Source organism: Xanthomonas sp. LMG 12460 (genome assembly GCF_009192895.1).
Lineage (GTDB): Bacteria > Pseudomonadota > Gammaproteobacteria > Xanthomonadales > Xanthomonadaceae > Xanthomonas_A > Xanthomonas_A sontii.
Genome location: NZ_NKUH01000059.1, coordinates 1 through 20,601, shown reverse-complemented (window position 1 = coordinate 20,601; position 20,601 = coordinate 1). Strand labels below are relative to the sequence as shown.

The 20,601-nt window shown below is 67.2% G+C and carries 11 protein-coding genes; 2 read left to right on the top strand and 9 right to left on the bottom strand.

Translation table 11 applies throughout. From position 1 onward, the window contains the following. From CEK66_RS12860 to pilG, 9 genes are all read right to left on the bottom strand, one after another. The gene (locus CEK66_RS12860; protein ID WP_152237179.1) at positions 1–375 is read right to left on the bottom strand and encodes a hypothetical protein; all 375 of its coding nucleotides are present in this window, start codon (positions 373–375) and stop codon (positions 1–3) included. Continuing rightward, on the bottom strand, positions 365–4,567 hold the full coding sequence (locus CEK66_RS20640) for an RHS repeat-associated core domain-containing protein (RefSeq protein ID WP_226978597.1): 4,203 nt from the start codon (positions 4,565–4,567) through the stop codon (positions 365–367). The genes CEK66_RS12860 and CEK66_RS20640 overlap by 11 nt, the downstream gene beginning before the upstream one ends. Before the next feature lie 521 nt (positions 4,568–5,088). Then, positions 5,089–5,568 carry a chemotaxis protein CheW gene (locus CEK66_RS12850; protein ID WP_152237178.1) on the bottom strand — a complete coding sequence of 160 codons (480 nt, stop codon included), beginning with the start codon at positions 5,566–5,568 and terminating at the stop codon, positions 5,089–5,091. Between the two features lie 73 nt (positions 5,569–5,641). Beyond that, the gene (locus CEK66_RS12845; RefSeq protein WP_152237177.1) at positions 5,642–6,979 is read right to left on the bottom strand and encodes a chemotaxis protein CheB; all 1,338 of its coding nucleotides are present in this window, start codon (positions 6,977–6,979) and stop codon (positions 5,642–5,644) included. After that, on the bottom strand, positions 6,966–14,246 hold the full coding sequence (locus CEK66_RS12840) for an Hpt domain-containing protein (protein WP_152237176.1): 7,281 nt from the start codon (positions 14,244–14,246) through the stop codon (positions 6,966–6,968). Before CEK66_RS12840 ends, CEK66_RS12845 begins: the two co-directional genes overlap by 14 nt. Positions 14,247–14,357: 111 nt before the next feature. Next, complete coding sequence (locus CEK66_RS12835) at positions 14,358–16,394, bottom strand: methyl-accepting chemotaxis protein (protein ID WP_017910265.1); 2,037 nt, start codon at positions 16,392–16,394, stop codon at positions 14,358–14,360. Between the two features lie 40 nt (positions 16,395–16,434). After that, on the bottom strand, positions 16,435–16,965 hold the full coding sequence (locus CEK66_RS12830) for a chemotaxis protein CheW (protein WP_152237175.1): 531 nt from the start codon (positions 16,963–16,965) through the stop codon (positions 16,435–16,437). A gap of 1 nt (position 16,966) precedes the next feature. Beyond that, a complete protein-coding gene (locus CEK66_RS12825) occupies positions 16,967–17,329 on the bottom strand; it encodes a response regulator (protein WP_026143267.1) in 363 nt (120 codons plus the stop codon). A 17-nt stretch (positions 17,330–17,346) separates the two neighbouring features. Next, positions 17,347–17,748: a twitching motility response regulator PilG gene (pilG, locus tag CEK66_RS12820; RefSeq protein ID WP_003472648.1), complete on the bottom strand. Its 402-nt coding sequence runs from the start codon at positions 17,746–17,748 to the stop codon at positions 17,347–17,349. A 242-nt stretch (positions 17,749–17,990) separates the two neighbouring features. On the opposite strand from pilG, the gene gshB reads away from it, so the two are divergent. Continuing rightward, on the top strand, positions 17,991–18,941 hold the full coding sequence (gene gshB / locus CEK66_RS12815) for a glutathione synthase (RefSeq protein WP_017910262.1): 951 nt from the start codon (positions 17,991–17,993) through the stop codon (positions 18,939–18,941). Further along, entirely contained in the window at positions 18,938–19,819 is an 882-nt protein-coding gene (locus tag CEK66_RS12810; protein WP_017910261.1) for an energy transducer TonB, read from the top strand. The genes gshB and CEK66_RS12810 overlap by 4 nt, the downstream gene beginning before the upstream one ends. Positions 19,820–20,601 lie beyond the last annotated feature (782 nt).

The window sequence follows — 20,601 nt, the reverse complement described above, 5'->3', positions numbered from 1 at the left end:
TCAGGAGTCATTGAAGGCTTGATATTCAACAGCCGCATTACGGACATCATTCCATGCAGCGTAGCTAAAATCCGAAACCCCATCAACAGCTGCATCCGGAATACCTTCGGCCGCCACGACTATTTTTTTTATCGCTTCACGTTTTGATTTTGGAATTCCCTCCCATGCAATGAGTGGTTTACCGGATAGAAATTCCTGCTTAACTTCCCAAGCTACACCCGGATGATCACCAAATATTTTGTGCAAATAGTCAACACCAAGACAGAAAGAAGATACAACCTCATCAAAATACAAAAGGCATTGCAACAATGATTCTTCAACAGAGATCCCCGAGTCATCCCGCGAACCTTGTCTAATTTCGAACTCATCTTTCATTATCTTCGTTCCTTATCGCTATATCTTGCTCTTCGGTAGCATTAAGCGAATCCGAATAAGTTGCAAAGAATGCACCCATACCCCACCTAGACGTGATTCCGAGCAAGCGAATCCATGGGATTTTGGTTGCGGGTGCAGGATGAGCCTGCTGTGCAGTCTGAGGTATCCCGTTAAGCTTATAACGTTGCCAAGACGTGCCTGGAGTCTTGGTTTTCCAGTACGCCTTTGGCGCGGTTTTGGGGCCACCATTATTTCCATCCGGCACATATCTACATATTGCTCGGTCGGCGCCATTTTTTGGACCAAAAAATGTTCCAGGCGGCTGCCCAGGAGCTGGCGTCCACGGGCCGCCGGGGATATTATTTGGCGGAGTCATTCCCGGCGAGTAGGCTTGCAGACCATATATATCAATTTCAGCAGCGGGATTTTGGAGCGAATACCCGTATAGGCTTACTCCACCCAAAAATCCAATCGGATCACTCTGCACATACCGCCCCGTACCGGCCTCGTAGTCACGGAAGTAGTTCTGATTGAGCCCACTCAACGCATCGTAGCGCTGCCCAGGAAAGCGCATGTCGAACACGAAGGCAGTGCCATCCTTGTCCGGATCCTGGTCCGGCGAGGTGGCGCCAAAGGCTTCGCCCTTCAGATCCCAGCGCCAGATCGCCACGTCGCGGACCGGGTCGATCACCGCGCGCGGCGTGCCCAAGTGGTCCGGCTGCACGTAGCGCAGCGTGGTCTTGGCCAGCACGCCCACCGGTAGGTCGTCCAGCCAGATCGCCTGCTGTACGACGGCGCCGTTGTTGTCGTAGTCGCCCAGCCAGTGGCCGCTCTCGTCATACAGCGTATAGGTGTTGGTCTTGCCAACCCGCCGCACCTGCTCGCCACGGCCGTTGTAGGCATAGTTCGCCACGGTGGTGCCGCTGCGCTTGACCTGTGTCAGCCGGCCATTGGCGCCATACACGTACTGCACGGCCGTGCCACCGACCGCGGTGGTGTTGCCGGCTGCGTCATAGCCGCGTGCGGTACCGGCCACACTGCTGAGGCGATGGCTGGTGGTCGGATAGCTGTAGGTCTGGGTAGTGGTGTTGACCTTGGCGCTGAGGCGGTTGCCGGTGGCGTCGTAGGTATAGCCGTCGATCACCGTATCGGTCGGGCCGTCCTTGAACGCGGTCAGCCGGCCCAGCGGGTCGTAATCCAGTTTGATGACCGGCGCGGTGTTGCCGGGTGTGGTCAGCGCGCTGAGGTTGCCGACCGGGTCGAAAGCGAAGCCCACCGCCAGGCCATCGCTGCGGGTGTCGTTGACCGCCAACGGGCGATAGTCCTGGTCCAGCACGCGCTGCATCGGACGGCCGTTGCCGTAGGTCCACCCGGCCACCGGGCCGAACGGATAGTAGGTGGCCTGGTTCAGCAGCACCTGACGGGAGCCGCCGGGTGGGGTCACGCCGACCTCGGTGGTCTGGCCCTGGGCGTTGCGCACGTAGTCCACCACCGCCCCATCCGGGTAAGTCAGGCGGCTCAACTGCCCGGCCTTGGTGTAAGCGTAGCGCACCACGAACACCTTGCCGTTGGTGGTCTGCACCTTGCGCACCAACTCGCCGAAGCGATCGTAGCAGTAGTCGGTGCTGCCGCTGCCGTCCTGCATCCGGGTCAGGCGGCCCACGGCGTAGGTCTCGCCGCTGGCGCAGGTCGTCTGACTGACGTCGTAGGTATAGCTGACGTTGAGGCTGGTGGTCGGATAGGTGACCTGGGTCAGGCGGTTCAGCGCGTCATAGCCGTAGCTGGTCTTGATGTTGCGCGCATCGGTCTGCGTCGCGCGGTTGCCGGCGCTGTCGTAGGTGTACGTGGTGCTGCCGGTGTCCGGGCTGGTGAGCTTGGTCAGGTCGCCCAGGCCGTTGTAGGCGTAGGTGGTGTCCAGGCCCTTGGGGTCGGTGACCTTGATCAGGTTGTCCAGGGCGTCGTAGCCGAACTTGGTTTCTGCGGCGATGCCGCCCACGTCCTGCAGCGTGCGCGCCAGGCGGTTGAGCGGGTCGTAGTCGTTCTGGGTGGCATGCCCGAGCGCGTCGGTGATGGTCTTGGTGTTGCCGTTGCCGTCGTAGCCGAAGTCGGTCGGATCGCCTTGGGCGGTGGCCTGCGTCGCCAGTTGGCCGAGCTGGTTGTACACGCGCGAAAGCGTGCGCTTGAGCGCGCCCGATGCGTCCTTGGTGTCTTCCTTGAGCCGGTTGCCGGCATTGTCCAGGGTGTAGTGGATGGTGTTGCCGGCGCTGTCGGCGATATCGGTCAGCCGATGCGCCGCGTCGTAGGTGAAGCGGGTGAACGCGCCATCGGGCTGGGTCACCTGCTTGACCAGCCCGGTCGGCCAGTAGTCGATCGCGGTGATGCGGTCGTCGCTCTCGCTGCTGTCGTCGGCTCCGCGCACCTTGCTGGCGGTCAGCCAGCCGCGTGGGTGATACGAATAGTCGGTGATCACGCCATTGGCGTCCTTCGCCGACAGCATGCGGCCGGCGCCGTCGTAGGCCAAGTATTCGGTGACCTGACCCAGCGCGTTGGTCACCTTCCACAGGTCGCCCTTGCGGTGCGGGCAGGTGGTCGGGGAGGTGGCGCAGGTGCTGTCGTCGGTGGGGTAATAAGTGAAACGGGTGATGTCGTTGACGTCGGCGCGCGCGCCATCGACCGAGGTCACTAGCCCCAACAACGGGCAATCGCCCGCGTCGATATCAGCCTGTTCGCAATAACTTGAAGTAGAGGTTCGTGTAGCACCAGTGGTCGGATCGGTGCCCGACGCCGAGATCACTTGACCGCGCGCGTTGTAAGTCCAATTTTTTGTCAGAAGAAGCTTTCCGCGCTCCATGAGTTGATAGGTGAACGGCAAACCAAGATTGGCATCGATCTGGTAGATCGAGGTTCGCAATTCTTCGCCAGTGGTCGCCGCCCCTTCAGCCCTCTTAGTCAACACTCCGCGCGAGTCGTAATCATAATCGACAAAATTGCCACCAAGACGCGAGACCCTGTCAAGATTTCCGAGATCATCGTATGTATATGTCTCATTACGCTGTGGGCAGCCCGTGCAATCCACAGTCAAAGACGTTACTTTCTTCACGCCATTTAGAGAGGTAACAATTCTTTTCTCCGAGGCACCCAGCACTGTTTGTACCGACACAACCCCATCACTGCCATATTGAACAGAGAATTTATCAGTGCCAGCGGCGTGCTGAGTAGAAACAGCCCTACCCGCCCCATCGTAGGAATAAGTTGCAAACCTGGCTCCAGACGCGTCAAAGATGCCAGTCAATGCACCTGGAAGATCGACCCCGCCGGTATAGTCAGGATTATTGTATTCGTAGCCAATCACGCCTTCAGATCTGGCAACGGACGCAAGAAAATTTGAACTATCATAAGAGTAAAGGGCAGATTCCCCAGATGCGTCGCTGATGCTCAGAATCATCCCACGCGTATCGTACTGAAACGAAAGCTGCCTTCCATTGTCAGACCTAACTTGCAATATTCTCTTTCCAAGCTGATCGCCACCTGGAAATGCGTAATCAACCGCCAAATGACGGCCATTTTTCTTGGAAATCTCGATCAATCTACCAAATTCGTCGTATTTCTCGACATCAGCATTCACGGACGCCGTATATGTCCAACCAGTTATACTCCCTGATGTATCGACACTAGAAACGAGCGTGCTCAAAACACCCGAAACAGGCAGCCACTTCTCCGCAGAAAGAGAAAATTCTTCAATCTTACCGTCAGGCCGGTAAACCCTAGCCTTGGACAGACCATCTTCATTGAAATTTTCAATGCTCCGGCTATAAGTATGCGTCCAAAAAGCGCCCAGGTCGCTATTTGCCGAACCAGCTCGGTCACTGTTGTAGTAACGCACGAACTCTGGCTGATTGCCTCCGAACCAATCAGTCTCTACCTGATATTTATTTCCTGTACCCACATTGATTGGATTACCGCAACTCAACGCTGGCGACTGACATGATGGCGGACCCTGATTTAATGATGGATCATAATCTGGATTGCCTATAGAAAAATAAGCTAGATAGAAGCATCCATCTGGATTGCTCCATTGGGAGCAATACCCTACAACCTTACCATTCTCCTTGTATTCCTTAAAATATGCACCCACCTGTGGCATTCTTTGCTGGTGATAGTCGACCGCCCTTTCAGCAAAAGCCATAGCCATTGCACGAGTGCATTTTGTCACAGGACTATTGCAGACATCCCCAGGATACGGAGGAAATGTCCGAGCCCTGTAATAAGAAATCCACCAACAACTATCGCCATAATTTTTCCATCGAACACATTGCGAAGCGAATTCATCGCCGGGAGGCGCAGGAATTTCAACAACATAAGGCTGGATGCTAGGCGGGTAGCGGTCCGGGTCACTATAATATTTCACCCAACCGTCCGTAACCGCACTCGCTCGAGCATATGAACAGTCATCCGTTCTGCTGGCGCAGCTTGCATCAGGGCCATCAGCCTTTGCGATGCCGCTGAATGCAAATACAACTAAGAGGGAAAAAGCAAATTTCACCATCCAGCTGCTCTTGCGCTCGAGACAACGAAATCGCTCAAGAAAAACCAAAAAGCTCGACATGAAGCACCCTGGCATAAAATAAATAAATGTTAACTTCGCCAAATTTAATCATTCAAGTTTTGTTTCTTTCAAAACTTAACTGCATTTCGAGGCAAAGCGAAATCTTCTTACACACCCGCAACAGCAAACCGCTCCGCCACCATCCCCTCAATCGCCTCCAGATCCGGCAGCAACGCGCTCTGCTCGCCCAGCAGCACGCGCATGTGCACGCCGGGCGGGAGGGTTTCTTCGGAGGCGTCGGCGAGCAGGCCGTCGCGGGGGACGGAGATCAGTTGCGGGAAGGATTGGGTGAGCAGTGCCACGTACGGCAGGTCGGGGTTGCCGCCCAGGGCCTTGAGCACGACGATCTTGTTGTTGGCGGCCACGATCTCGGCGCCCAGGCCGGTCAGGCGGGCGAAGGAGACCAGCGGCACTTTCCAGCCGTACCAGGCGATCTGGCCGAGCAGCCAGTGCGGGGCGTCGGGCAGCGGTTCGACCGGCACGCGCGACATCACTTCGGCAATGGTGGCGTTGGGCAGCAGCACGCGCTCGCTGCCGGCCAGGATGAGGACACCGCGGATTTCGTCGTTGCTGGCGTAGCTGCTCATGGAGTGACTTCGTCCTGAAAGCGGAAAAAACGCGCGGTGCGGGCGCGGCGGTGAATGGCGTGTGCCGCCTCGCTCAGCCGCTCCACCGCGCGGTCAAGGCCTGGGCCAGTTGCGCCGGATCACCGCCAGGATGGCCCTGCAGGATCAGGTGAGCGCCGGCGGCGGGGTCGTAGCAGCCGTCGCCGGATTGCCCGGCCACCCAGGCGCCCTGCGCGGCCAGCGCCAGCACGGCCTCCACCTGTTGCGGGTCGCTGCCGCTGAGCAGCAGCACCGCGCTGTGCGCGGCCGGCAGGCCGGCGACCACGGAGGCCCCGGCGTCCTGGGCGACGAAGCGCAGGCCGGCCGTGCCGTGCACGCCGACGTCGTCGGGCAGGATGTAGACGTTGCCGGGAACGACCGGCTCGCCGGCCTCGGCCAGCAGCACCGGCAGCGCGGACACGCGGGCGATCTGCTTGACCAGGTTGCCGTAGCGGCCGCCGTCCAGGCGCAACTGCACCAGCAGCGGCAGCGGGAAGTTCTCCGGCAGTGCGGCGAGCAGGCGGCGGATCGCGTCGGGGCCGCCGATGCCGGCCATCACCAGCACCGCACCGCGCGCGGCGGCGCCTGCACCGGCGCCGCTCGTGGCCGCGGGTTCTTCGGACTCCAGCGCGACCAGCGACAGACCTTCGGTGGCGAACTGCGGGATGGGTTGCGACGCGCGCGGCGCAGCGGCAAGCAGGGGCGCATCGTCGTCGACCAGCGACCAGGCACTGGCCGGCAGCGCCGCGGGTGCGGTTGTGGGCGCAGCCGGTGTGGCCTCGGCCTGCGGTGCAGCCGGCGCGGCAGACGCTTCGCTGGCAGCGGCCTCGGCGCGCGCGAACTGCAGCTCCTCGAAACCGGGCGCGACGTCCGCCGGCGGCTGCCAGGCATACATGCCGTCTTCCGGCGCGGCCTCAGCAAAGCCGGCAGCTTCGTCGACATGCAGGCCGATCGGCGCGTCCTCGTGCAGCTGCGCCGGCGTCGCCGGCAGGCCCGGCTCCGGCTGCAGGCCGGTCTCGGTCTCGCGGCCGGGCGGCAGCACGTCCTGATGGCCTTGCAGCTTGGCCGCCAGATGCCGCGCCCAGCGCTGCGCTTCCCAACCCTCGCGGCGCGCGGCCAGCTCGGCCTCGTCGAAGATCACGGTGACGCCGGGCAGCGCCAGCGCCGCATCCAGCCGCTCCAGTGCGTCCTCGATCGCCGGCTCCAGCGCTATCAGCACCGCGCTGGGGGCGGCATCGGCCAGGGTCTGCGCGTCGATCGCGCCCGGGTCGTCCTCCAGCACGATCGCCGCGCCGACGAGGTGCAGCGCTTCGCGCAGGCGCTCGCGCGCCTTGCCGGGACGGGCCAGCAATGCGATCGGCGTGGAGGTGGCGTCGCCGTCATTCGCGAACACGGGCGATCCCCAGCAGGTCGTAGACGTTGCGCATCAGATCCAACTCTTGGTAAGGCTTGCCGAGATAGCGCTGCACGCCCAGTTCGAAGGCGCGCTGGCGGTGCTTCTCGCCGCTGCGCGAGGTGATCATCACGATCGGCACGGCGGCGTAACGCGGATCGGCACGCATCGCCGTCGCCAGTTCGTAGCCGTCCATGCGCGGCATCTCGATGTCCAGCAGCATCAGGTCGGGCACGCGCTCTTCCAGGCGCTCCAGCGCCTCGACGCCGTCGCGCGCGGACACCACGTCGAAGTTGTGCCGCTCCAGCACGCGGCCGGTGACCTTGCGCATGGTCAGCGAGTCGTCGACCACCATCACCAGCGGCACGCGGCGCTGTTCGGTCGGCGCGGCCTCCACCACCGGCCGCTGCGGCTGCGCCAGGAAGCGGCGCACCAACGGGGCGATGTCGAGGATCACCACCACGCGGCCGTCGCCGGTGATGGTGGCGCCGTAGATGCCGGGCACCGAGGCGATCTGCAGGCCGACCGGCTTGACCACGATTTCGCGGTTGCCGAGCACTTGGTCGATCGCCACCGCCGCACGCAGGTCGCCCGCGCGCACCAGCAGCAGCGGCACCTGCGCCTGGCCTTCGGCCCGTGCCGGCGCCTGCCCGACCAGCGAGCCGAGGTCGTGCAGCGCGTATTCCTCGCCGCTGTAACGGTAGCCGCCGGTGCCGGCCTCGAAGCGCTCGCGGCCGATGCGGCCGATGCCGCTGACCGAGGCCACCGGCACCGCGAAGGTGGTCTCGCCGATCTGCACGAACACCGCCTGGGTGACCGCCAGGGTCTGCGGCAGGCGCAGGGTGAAGGTGACGCCCTGGCCGCGCACCGAGTGGATGTCCACCGAGCCGCCGAGCTGGCGCACTTCGTTGCGCACCACGTCCATGCCGACGCCGCGGCCGGCCAGCTGGCTGACCTGGTCGTAGGTGCTGAACCCGGGCGCGAAGATCAGGGCATCCAGTTCGTCGTCGGACAGCACCGCGTCGGCGGCGATCAGCCCGCGCTGCTCGGCGCGGCGGCGGATCGCCTCGCGATCGAGTCCGGCGCCGTCGTCGGCCACTTCCAGCACGATTTCCGATCCCTCGCGGCGCAGGCGGATGGCGATGTTGCCCTCCTCCGCCTTGCCCGCGGCACGCCGTTGCTCCGGCGCCTCCAGGCCATGCGCGACCGAGTTGCGCAGCATGTGTTCCAGCGGCGCGACCATGCGGTCGAGCACGTTGCGGTCGAGTTCGCCGTGGGTGCCTTCCAGGCTCAGGTGCACCTGCTTGCCGGTTTCGCTGGCGGCCTGGCGCACCACGCGCCGCAGCCGCGGCACCAGGCCGTCGAACGGCACCATGCGCGCACGCATCAGCCCGTCCTGCAATTCCGAACTGACGCGCGACTGCTGCTGCAGCAGACCGTCGTACTGCCGCGCCAGGTCGTCGAGCACACCCTGCAGGCCGCCCAGGTCGGCCGCGGACTCGTTGAGCGCGCGGCTGAGCTGTTGCAGCGTGGAGAAGCGGTCCAGTTCCAGCGGATCGAAGCTCTGCTCGGTCTGGTCCTGTTCGCGCTGGTAGCGGGCGACGATCTGCGCCTCGGTTTCCAGATCCAGGCGCCGCAGCTGGTCGCGCAGACGCGCGTTGGTGCGGTCCAGTTCGGCCATCGCGCCGCGGAACGCGCCCAACTGCTGCTCCAGACGCGAGCGGTAGATCGCCACTTCGCCGGCGTGGTTGACCAGGCGATCGAGCAGGTCGGCACGCACGCGTACCTGTTCCTGCATGGGCCGCGCGATCGTCGCCTCTTCGTCGGGCGTGCCCTCCACCGGCAGCGGTGCCGACAACGGCGCCGCCACGGCGGCCAGTGCCGCGGCAGCCAGCGCGCCGTCGGCCGCCGCAAGCGGCGCCGCGACGGTAGTCTCGGCATCGCTGGCGGCGGCGAGCCGTTGCCCGTGCGTGCGCGCGTCGAACGCGCCGATCAGGTCCTGCGGCATCGCCACCGCGCGGTGGTTGCCGGTCAGGGTCAACAACTGGTGCAGGCGATCGAAGCCGCGCTCCAGCAACTGCACGTCCTGGCGGTCGAGCTCGGTGCGATGGGCGGCAACCGCCTCCAGCAAGGACTCGATGCCATGGCCGAGGTCGCCGATGGCGTTGATGCCGGCCATGCGCGCGCCGCCCTTCAGCGTATGCAGGTCGCGCTGCAGGCCGCCGAGCACGTCGCGGTCCTGCGGCGCGGCACGCAGCTCGGCGATCAGGCGATCGCAGTGGTCGAGCAGGTCCTTGCCTTCGTCGACGAAGATATCGACCAGCTCGCGATCGAGGTCGGCGAAGTCCAGCGGCCCCAGATCGACGGCCGACAGATCGGTCCGCGCGGCATCGGCCGCGGCCTGCGCGGCGTCGGTGTCGGCCGGCGCGGATGCGGTGGCCTCCGGCGCGTGCTGGTGGTGTTCTTCGTGGATATCGCCGGCGGACGCCGTGTCGGCATCGGCCGCCTTGGTCGTGTCGTTCTGACCGACGGCGTCCTCGGGCGCATGGTGCGCTTCGTCGAACGCGGCGTGATGCGCGTCCGACGCCGCTTCGCCGTCGGACGGCGTCGCGTGTGCGGCGTGCTCCGCTTCGGCGGCGTCGTCGTGCGGCGCGCCATCACCCGCATCACCGGTCGGCGCGACGTGTTCCGCATCCGCTTCGGCGTCGGTGTGTTCGCCCACCGTGTCGGTGGCGAGAGACGCCGCATCGCCCTCGTGCGTTGCGTCCTCCGGATGCGCTGCGGCATCCGGCGTCGCGTCGCCGTGCTCGGCGGCGGACCCGGTATCGTCGTTGGCCGAGGCCACGCCATCGTGGCGCCAGCCGCTCGACGGCGCCAACGGGTGCTGGCGCAGGCCGATCGCAGGGGCGTCCTCGTTGAGCTGCTGCTCGTGCGCTTCAGCGGTGTCGTCAATGGGCGCATCGGCGTCGCCATGCGTCGCATCGTGCTCCGATGCCTGCGCATCCTGTCCGTGTGCGGACGCGTCCTGGCTGTCGCTCGCCTGCGCGTCGGTCGCATGGTCTTCGACAGCGTGGTCCGCTGCCGAATGATCCGTTGCCTGCGCTTCGGTCGCGTCGGCGTCGGCGTCGCGGTCGGCCGCCGAATGATCCGACACCTGCGACTCCGGCGCATGCACGGACGCATCCCGGGCTTCCCCGTCCTGCGCTTCGATTGCGTGAGCCTCGGAGCCCTGCGCCTCGCCAGCATGCTCCGGCGCCTGCAGTTCCTGCGCGTCCATCGGGGTATCGGTCGCAGCATCGGCGATGACCGCATCGACCGTCGCGTCCTGCGCCGCCGGATCCAACGCTTCTGGAACCGGGTCCGACACCTGCTCGGCGCTCAGCGGCGCCTCGACCGTCAACTCGTCGAGCTGGCCGTCCTGCGCAAGGGCCGCCTGTTCGTCGGCATCGCGTTCGTCATGCGGTGCGGCCGCCTCGTCGCCCGGCGCTGCGTCATGGGACTGCGCATGGTCCTGTGCGGCCGCCGGCTCAACAGCAAGCGGCTCGTCCTCGCTCGCCGACGCCAGCGTGCCCACATCCGTGTCGGTGGTGGCGTCGCTGTCTGCCGGCGTGGACGCCGCCGCCCCGTCCGAGGACTGCGCGGACGCGGCGTCGGTGTGGACATCGATGCGATGCTGGTCGGCGTCGACCGCGTCGGACTGCCCGGCAACGTCATCCACCGGCAGCGCTTCGTGCAGATGCGCGGCATCGCCAAGGAACGCCGACAGATCGTCGGCCGCGGTGAGTTCCACCGCCTGCACGGCCTGCTCATCCAGGCCAGCCTCGGCCGGTGCCGACGCGGACAGGTCTTCGTCGTCCTCGTCGTGCGCGATCGGCGGCCACTGCACTTCCGGCAGGGTCTCCACCAGCGCGCGCAGGCGCTGCGACAGCTCGGTGAACGGCGGAATCACCGGCGACGGTGCCTGCAGTTCCGCGATGGTGGCGGCGATGGCGCGCGCCGCGTCCTCGAGCGCACGCACGCCGTCGGCGCTCGGAACGCTGCCGGACGCCAAGGCGCGCTTGACGTAGCTCTCGGCCGGGCCGGTGACCGCAGTGATCTCCGGCACGTCGGTCATCGCGAACGCGCCGCTCATGGTGTGCACCGCGCGCAGCAGCGCTTCGGTCGCCGGCTGCGGTGCGTGCTGCAGCCAGGCGTGCACGGTCTCCAGATGGGTGGCGACCTCGGCTTCGAGGATCTCGCGCAGCACGCTGTCCACCGAGGCCGGCGTCCCCGCGCGCGGCGCGACGGCTGCCTGCGGGGTGGCGAAATAGAACGCCTCCTCGCCGGCGGCAATGCGTTCGGCCACCGTCTGGATCGCGTCCAGATCGGCCTGCACCGTGCCGTTGCCGCGCAGCGCGGCATTGAGCTGCGGCAGCACCGCGTAGGCCTGCTCGACCATGGCCACCACCGCCGGACTGGCCGGGCGCGAGCCGTCGAGCACGCGGTTGAGCATGCTCTCGATCTTCCAGCTGAACTCGCCGAGCACGCGCGCGCCAACCAGGCGGCCGCTGCCCTTCAGGGTGTGGAACACGCGGCGGATCGGCCGCAGGCTTTCGGTGTGGGCAGGCGCGGCGCGCCAGGCCGGCAGCAGCGCACCGAGATTGACCAGTTCCTCGTCGAATTCCTCGAGGAACACCGCGCGGATCTCTTCGTCGATCTCGCCATCGCCGTCGATGAAGCCGGTCTCGGCGGCAGGCGGAGCGGCGGCAGGCGCGGCACTCGCCTCCGCGCTGGCGGGTGCTGCGGCCGCAGGCTCGCCGCTGTGGGCGGATGCGGTCACGTCGAACTGCGCGGCAGCAGCTTCCAGGTCGGCCAGGAACGCGGCTTCGGCGTCCGACACCGGTGCAGCGTGTGCCTGTACCGGCTCGGGCGTCGCATGCTCCTCGGATTCCAGCGCGGCATGCTCCGGCGCCGATGGCGCATCGGCCACGGCATCGGTGTGCGCGGCCTCGCCGATGGCGGCAAGGCCGGCATCGGTCTGCGCCGAGTCATCCATGGGCGCGTGCGACTCGGTCTCGCGTGCGGCGTCGGTGGCCTCCGCGGCCTCCGACGGGATCGCGTGGGCGGCGTCTTCGGCGTCGGCGTCTGTTGGCTCGCCCTCCCCTGCCGCGTCGAGGCGTTCGCCGTGTGCGATATGGGCGCCAGCGTCGGCCAGCGCGGCCGCATCCGGCGACAGCGCGGACGCGGCCTGCTCGTCCTGCGCGTCCGGGGCGGCGTGCCAGTCGAGCGTATGCACCTCGTCGGCGGACCCGCCAGGCGCGTCGGCGAACGCCGGCGCGTCTTCCAGTTCGATGACTAGCGGCGGCGTGGAGGCGTCGGCGTGTTCTGCAGCAGTCGGCGTGTCGACGATGATCAGGTTGGGATCGTCGTGTTCGTCCAGGCCAGCGAACGCAGCCGGCACATCGGCCTGCGCCTGCTCCGGATACTCGGCGGCCACCGGATCGAAATCGGCGACATCGGAGGCGGACGGCGCGGAAGCGGCTGCGGCATCGTCTTCCTGGGCGAGCGTGGACGGCGTCTGCGGCCGCAGTGCGTCCTGCTCCAGCACCAGGGAATCGAGGCTGATGTGCAGCGGCTCGGCGGTGCCGGCCCAGCTGTCCTGTTCGGCCGCGACCGGATCGAAGCTGAGCGCCTGCGATGGCGCGACAGGCTCCTGCTCGTGCGCGTCGCCCGCAGCGCCAGCGCCAGCGCCAGCGTCAGCTGGCGCGAGGGCATGTTCGGTGGCGGTGTCGGGCTCGTCCGTCGCCAGGCTCCACTGCGGTGCCTGCGGTGCCTGCGGTGCGGAAGGCGTGTCCTGCGTGCGCGACGTCGTCTCCGGCGCGGCCTCGGCCGGCGCCAGATCCCAGGCCGGCACGGCCGGTGCGGCGATGGACGGTGGCGACGCAGGTTCGGCCATGCGATCGGCAACCACCGGCGGGGCGGCCTTGGTCGACTCAGCAGAGTCGCTTGCGCTCGGCAACACACCCGGCGCAGCCGGCGCGGTGTCGGGCAGCGGCCAGTAGCGCAGCGCTTCCAGGCTGCTGCGGGTGATGTCGAGGATCTCCTCGCGCCCGGGGCGGCGCTCGCGCAGCGCTTCCAGGTAGTACTCGAGGCTGGCCATCGCGTCGGCCAGGGTGTCGAGCTGGCGGCCGCTGGGCACACGGCGCTTGCCGATCAGCTCGGTGCCGACGTAACGGCGCACGCCTTCCAGGTAATCGGCCGGCTGCGGCAGTTCCAGCATGCGCAGGGCACCGGCGACCTCAGCGAGCAGGCGCGGCACCTCGTCCAGGCGCGCATGGTCCCAGTTGGTCTCGATGAAGGCGACGAAGTGCTCGCGGGCGCTGCCGAAATTGGCGATGGCCTCGTGCGCCAGCACTTCCACCGTGCGCCGCGCCTCGGCGGCGCTGGCGTCGTCGTGCACGTCGCCGCCGGCGCCGAGATAGGCGACCTGGTCGTCGAGCGAGGCGTCCACGTACAGCAGCGCACCGGCGATATCCAGCAGCAGGCCTTCGTCGGCCGCGCGGGCGCCATCGACGATGCTGCGCAGCGCGTCGCGCTGCTGCACCACCACACTGCGCGCCACGCCCAGGCCCATCACGCCCAGGGTATCGGCGACGCTGCCCAGTTCGTCGACCTGGGTCTGCAGCGCGGCGACGTCGCCGCCGGTGCGCAGATGCAGGTCCAGCGCGTCCTTGACCCGCAGCAGTTCTTCCTTGATCGCGGTGCCGACGGTGTCGAGCAGCTCGCGGTTGCGCCCGGCGAGACTGCCACGCGCATGGTCCAGTTCGGCCTCGGTGGCGGCGGCCGCGTCAGGCGCCAGCGCGAACAGCGCGCCCTCGCTGAGGCCGGCTTCGCCGCGCGCGGCGCGGATCTCGTTGAGCAAGGGCAGCAGCACGATCGGAATGTCGCGATGGCCGTCCTGCAGGCGTTCCAGGTAGTCCGGCAGCAGCACGGTGCCGCGCATCAGCGTGGCGCAGGCCTCGTCGCGGTCGGCCGCCTGGCCGTTCTGCACCGCCGTGGCCAGCAGTTCCAGTTCCTCGGCGACCATCGCCGGCGCGTACAGCTCGACCATGCGCAAGGTGCCCTGCACCTGGTGCAGGTAGCCGGCGCAGAAACGCATGCGGCCGGTGTCGGCCGGTTCCTCGACGAAGGCCTCGATCTCGCCGCGGACCTGGCGCAGGGTCTCGTCCAGTTCCGGCTTGACCCAGCCCAGCGCGGCATGGCTCATCGCATCGCGCAGCGCGCTCATCGCCGCGCCTCCGCGGCAGGGCACGCGCCGTGCCGCGCGAGCGCGGCGACGGGATGCGGGAGTTGTTCACGGTACGTCATGTGCGCTTCCTTCCACCCGGTTCCGGCCCGCTTACGCCGGCAGCTTGAAGTCGGCGACCGAGCGCCGCAGGTCCGCCGCCAGTTGCGCCAGGCGGCCGATCGATTCGGCGGTCTGTCCCGCGCCTTGCGAGGTCTGTCCGGTGATCTGCCGGATCACGTCCATCGTCTGGGTGATGTCGATCGCCGCCGCCGACTGCTGGTGCGCGGCGATGGAGATGTTCTTGATGAGGGTGTTGAGCGCGTTGGACACGCGTTCGATCTCGGTCAGCGCGGTGCCGGCGTCCTCGGCCAGGCGCGCGCCGGACACCACTTCGGAGGTGGTCTGCTCCATCGAGCTGACCGCTTCGTTGGTATCGGCCTGAATGGTCTGCACCAGGCCTTCGATGCGGCGGGTGGCGCCGGAGGTACGTTCGGCCAGGCGCTGCACTTCGTCGGCGACCAGCGCGAAACCGCGGCCGGCCTCGCCGGCCGAGGCGGCCTGCACCGCGGCGTTGAGCGCCAGGATGTTGGTCTGCTCGGAAATGTCGTTGATCAGTTCCACGATCGACCCGATCTCCTGGGTCGACTCGCCCAGGCGCTTGATGCGCTTGGAGGTCTCCTGGATCTGGTCGCGGATCTGGTCCATGCCCTGGATGGTCTCGCGGACCACGCCGGCGCCTTCGGCCGCGATCACCACCGAGCGCTGCGCCACTTCCGCCGACTCGGTGGAGTTGCGCGAGACCTGCTCGATGCTGGCGGCGATTTCGTTGATGCGCACGGAAGCCGAGCCGATCTGCTCGGCCTGGTGCCCCGCCGCCTCGGCCAGCTGGCGCGCGGTGGCCTGGGTTTCCTCGGTGGACACGGCGACCTTGGCCGAGGTGTCGTTGATGGTGGTCACCAGGTGGCGCAGTTCGTCGACGGCGTAGTTGATCGCGTCGGCGATGGCGCCGGTCATGTCCTCGGTGACCGAGGCCTTGACGGTCAGGTCGCCTTCGCCGAGCGAGCTGATTTCGTCGAGCAGGCGCATGATCGCCTGCTGGTTGCGGCTGTTGTATTCCACCTGCGTCTGCAGGCGGATTTCCTGCTCGCGGCTGCGGCTGCGCACCGTGGTCCAGACGAAGCCGACGATCGACAGCAGCGCCAGCAGGCCGGAGATCACGCCCAGCCAGAAGTTCGGGAACAGGCGGGTGTCGCGGGTCGAGCCGAACGCGGAGAACGCGTCGAACAGCTTCTTGCTGTCCTCCAGCATCTTGCCCGAGCCGGCGGTCAGCGCCGCGGCGGCGGACTGCGCGGCGAACAGGCTGCGCGAGCTGGCTTGCAGCGCGTCCAGGTCCTTCTTCATCTCCGCCCACTGCGCCTGCGACTGCTCCAGTGCAGCCAGCGCGGCAGCGTTGCGCACTGGGGCGATGCCCAGTTCCTCGTTGCCGTTGCGCAGGCCCTCGAGCATCTGCCCGAACACCACCGCGTCGCGCGCCAGCGCGTCGCCGGCGCTGGCCGCGCCGCGGCCGCCGGCGCGCATTTCGGTGACGCGGCGGGCCATGGTACCGGCCACCACCACCTGCTGCAGGGTGTTGTAGATCTGCGCGGCGGGCGCGCCGCCGACCGTCATCGCGCGCACCACCTCGTTCAACTGCGCCTGCAGCTGCGGTACGCCGCCGACGAAGCGGTCGGCGTTGCCGGCCAGCGCCAGCACCGCCGGTTCGCTGTCCACCACCTGCTGCGCGTTCTTGGCCAGCGGCGCCCAGGTGCCGTTGAGGGTCTGCAGCGGCGCGGACACGCCGGCTTCGTTGGCGTAGCGTGCGTTGAGCTCGGCGACGGTGCTCTCCACCTTCGCCTTGGTCTGCTTGAATTGCTTGAAGGTCTCGGCGTTGCCGGACACTGCGTCGCGGGCCTGGTTGGCCAGCTGTTGCGACAGCACCTGCAGGTCGGCCGCGCCGGTGCTGGCGCCGGCCAGGCGGTTGCCCTGCCAGGTGGCCACGCCGGTGTTGGCGCCGAACACGACCAGCGACAACGCCAGCAGGCCCAGCCAGAAACTCGTGCCCACGCTGCCGAGCTTGCTGGCCTTGCGGGCGTCCGGAGCAGTACTCATGATGCGACCTCGGTCTTCGATGCGGAGGCAGCGCGCGCGCTCAGGCGGCGGCTTGCCGGAATTCGGGAGTGCGCGACAGCAGCGACAGCGAGAACACGCCCCAGTCCTGGGCGTCGCCGCGGAAGGCGCGGTCGATGAAGTGCGCGTAGCGGCCCTGGGCCAGATCGCCCGGCTCCACCGCCTGCGTCTCGGTGAAGCTGCGCTGGCCGAACAGCTCGTCGATGGTCAAGGCCACGTCGCCGCCGCTCTGGCGCATGATCAGCACGCGCTGGCCTTCCTGCAGCGCGGTGCGCTCGCCTTCCAGGAAATGCTTCAGGTCGACCACCGGGAACAGGTTGCCGCGCAGGTTGCCCACGCCCAACAGCCACGGCTGCGCGCCCGGCACCGGGGTGACCGGCGGCATGCGCACGATCTCCACCACTTCGCGGAAATCCGAGACCAGGTGGCGCTTGCCGACGCGGTAGCCGACCCCGCGCCAGACGTCGTCGTCGAAGGCGCGTTCGGGCATCTGCACGGCGTGCGCCAGGCTGCGCCGCTCGTAGGCCTCGAGGATGTCGAAGGGCGAGCGCATGTCAGCCCACCAGTTGATTGATGCGGGCGATCAGCTCGTCTTCCCGCGGCGGCTTGACGATGTAGTCGGTGGCGCCCTGGCGCATGCCCCAGACCTTGTCGGTCTCCATGCTCTTGGTGCTGATGATCAGCACCGGGATGTGCCGGGTGGCCTCATCGCGCGACAGCGCGCGGGTGGCCTGGAAGCCGCTCATCCCCGGCAGCACCACGTCCATCAGCACCAGGTTCGGCGCCTGCTCGCGTACCAGCTTGATCCCGTCCTCCGCGTTGTCGGTGGACAGGACCTGGTGCCCGGCTTTTTCCAGCCATTGCGTGAACACCGCCCGGTCGGTCGGTGAGTCCTCGATCAACAAGATACGGGCCATGCTGCCTTTCCCCCTGGTCAGGCGTTGACGTATGTACGGATCGCGCCCAGCAGCTCTTCGCGTGTAAAGGGTTTGGTGAGGTACTGCTCGGACCCGACGATGCGCCCGCGCGCCTTGTCGAACAGGCCGTCCTTGGAGGACAGCATGATCACCGGCGTGGCCTTGAACAGCTGGTTGCCCTTGATCAGCGCGCAGGTCTGATAGCCGTCCAGCCGCGGCATCATGATGTCCACGAAGATGATCTGCGGCTGCTGGTCGGCGATCTTGGCCAGCGCCTCGAAGCCGTCGGTCGCCGTCACCACTTCGCACCCTTCGCGCTTCAGCAACGTTTCGGCAGTACGACGGATCGTTTTCGAATCGTCGATCACCATGACCCGCAAGCCTGCGAGTTCCCCACCCGCAGTCGTGTTTTCACTCATCACTTGCCCCCAAGCGCGCGACGCTTCATCGGATCCGGCTTCGCTGCGAAACGCCATGTATCCCAAGACCCGCTGCGACTGTCAAGGCCGCCGCTGCCGGTCTGCGTTGAACCACGTAACAGCACAAACTATGTCACAGTTTGGCGGATAACGTGCGACACCGCGCAGCCGCGCCCGACCCCCGATGCGCGGCGCCCCCGCCGACCCGCTACCATCTTCCGCTCAGTCTCTCAGGTGCCCCCATGCCGTTCGATGTCATCGTGGTGATGGACCCCATCGCCAGCATCAAGATCGCCAAAGACACGACCTTCGCGATGCTGCTGGAAGCGCAGCGCCGCGGGCACCGGCTGCACTATGTGCGCCCCGGCGGGTTGACCCTGCGCGATGGCTGCGCAACCGCCCAGGCCGCGCCGCTGCGGGTGCGCGACGACAAGGCCGGCTGGTTCGAGCTGGACGCGTTCGCCGAACTGACCTTCGGTCCCGGCCAGGTCGTGCTGATGCGCAAGGATCCGCCGTTCGATGCGGAGTTCCTGTACGACACCCACGTGCTCAGTGTGGCCCAGCGCGCCGGCGCGCAGGTGGTCAACGACCCGCAGGGCCTGCGCGACTTCAACGAAAAGCTGGCCGCCCTGCTGTTCCCGCAGTGCTGTCCGCCGACGCTGGTCAGCCGCGACGCCGCCACGCTCAAGGCCTTCGTGCTGGAGCATGGCCAGGCGGTGCTCAAGCCGCTGGACGGCATGGGCGGGCGGTCGATCTTCCGCAGCGGCACCGGCGACCCCAACCTCAACGTGATCCTGGAGACGCTGACCGACGGCGGCCGCAAGCTGGCCCTGGCGCAGCGCTTCATCCCGGACATCAGCGCTGGCGACAAGCGCATCCTGCTGGTCGATGGCGTGGCGGTGGACTACTGCCTGGCGCGGATTCCGCAGGGCGACGAGTTCCGCGGCAACCTGGCCGCCGGCGGCCGCGGCGAAGGCCGCCCGCTGAGCGAGCGCGACCGCTGGATCGCCGCCCAGGTCGGCCCGGAGATGAAACGGCGCGGCATGCGCTTCGTCGGCCTGGACGTGATCGGCGACTACCTCACCGAGGTCAACGTGACCAGCCCCACCTGCGTGCGCGAGCTGGACGCGCAGTTCGGGCTCAACATCGCCGGGCTGCTGTTCGACGCCATCGAGGCCTATCCGGCGCGATGAGCGCGGCCGCCGCGACGCCCGCGCCGCGCATCGGCGAGCGCGAACGGCTCAGCGCCACCCTGGTGCTGTCGCTGATCGTGCACGGGTTGCTGATCCTGGGCGTGGGCTTCGCGATCGACGACGACGCACCGTTGGTGCCGACGCTGGACGTGATCTTCAGCCAGACCAGCACACCGCTGACACCGAAACAGGCCGACTTCCTGGCCCAGGCCAACCAGCAGGGCGGCGGCGACCACGACACGCCGCAACGTCCGCGCGACAGCCAGCCCGGCGTGGTGCCACAACGCCAGGACGGGTTGGCGCCGCAGGCGTTGCGTGCGCAGACCGCGGCCGCGGCACCGGAACCGACCCCGCGCGTGGTCAGCAGCGCGCGCGGCGAGCAGCCGCTGCCGGTGGCGCAGACCCAGCCGCGCACCGACGACCCGCAGCGGCCGGTGGACGCGCAGCGCGAACAGCGCGATGCCGAGATGGCACGGCTGGCCGCAGAGGTGCACCTGCGCTCGGAGCAGTACGCCAAGCGCCCCAACCGCAAGTTCGTCTCCGCCAGCACCCGCGAATACGCCTACGCAAACTATCTGCGCGCCTGGGTCGACCGCGCCGAGCGCGTCGGCAACCTCAACTATCCCGACGAAGCGCGGCGACGCCGGCTCGGCGGCCAGGTGGTGATCAGCGTCGGCGTGCGCCGCGACGGCAGCCTGGAGAGCAGCCGCATCCTGCGCTCCAGCGGCGTGCCGATGCTCGACGCCGCCGCGCTGCGGATCGTGCAACTGGCGCAGCCGTTCCCCCCACTGCCGCGCACCGACGACAACGTCGACATCCTGCAGGTGACCCGCACCTGGGTGTTCCTGCCCGGCGGCAGCCTGGTCGACGACCGCTGAGCGGCACGCAGATCGCCCCTCTCCCCCCGGGAGAGGGGTTGGGGTGAGGGTACGACCGCCCGCAACGCCTGCCGGTCGCAATAGGTCGAAGCTTCGCCCCGTACCCTCATCCGCCCCTTCGGGGCACCTTCTCCCGATGGGAGAAGGGAGAGCGCTGGCCCCTCTCCCACCGGGAGAGGGGTTGGGGTGAGGGTACGGCCGCCCGCAACGCCTGCCGGTCGCAACAGGTCAAGGCTTCGCCCGTACCCTCATCCGCCCCTTCGGGGCACCTTCTCCCGATGGGAGAAGGGAGAGCGATGGCCCCTCTCCCACCGGGAGAGGGGTTGGGGTGAGGGTCCGGCCGCCCGCAACGCCTGCCGGTCGCAACAGGTCGAGGCTTCGCCCGCACCCTCATCCGCCCCTTCGGGGCACCTTCTCCCGATGGGAGAAGGGAGAGCGATGGCCCCTCTCCCACCGGGAGAGGGGTTGGGGTGAGGGTACGACCGCCCACAACGCCTGCCGGTCGCAACAGGTCGAGGCTTCGCCCGTACCCTCATCCGCCCCTTCGGGGCACCTTCTCCCGAGGGGAGAAGGAAGCGCACTAGCCCCTCTCCCCTCGGGAGAGGGGTTGGGGTGAGGGTACGGCGTGCAGCGTCTCGCGGTGTTTGGGCGCACGAGGCTTCGCCCGTACCCTCATCCGCCCCTTCGGGGCACCTTCTCCCGAGGGGAGAAGGAAGCGCACTAGCCCCTCTCCCCTCGGGAGAGGGGTTGGGGTGAGGGTACGGCCGCCATGAAGCCCGACA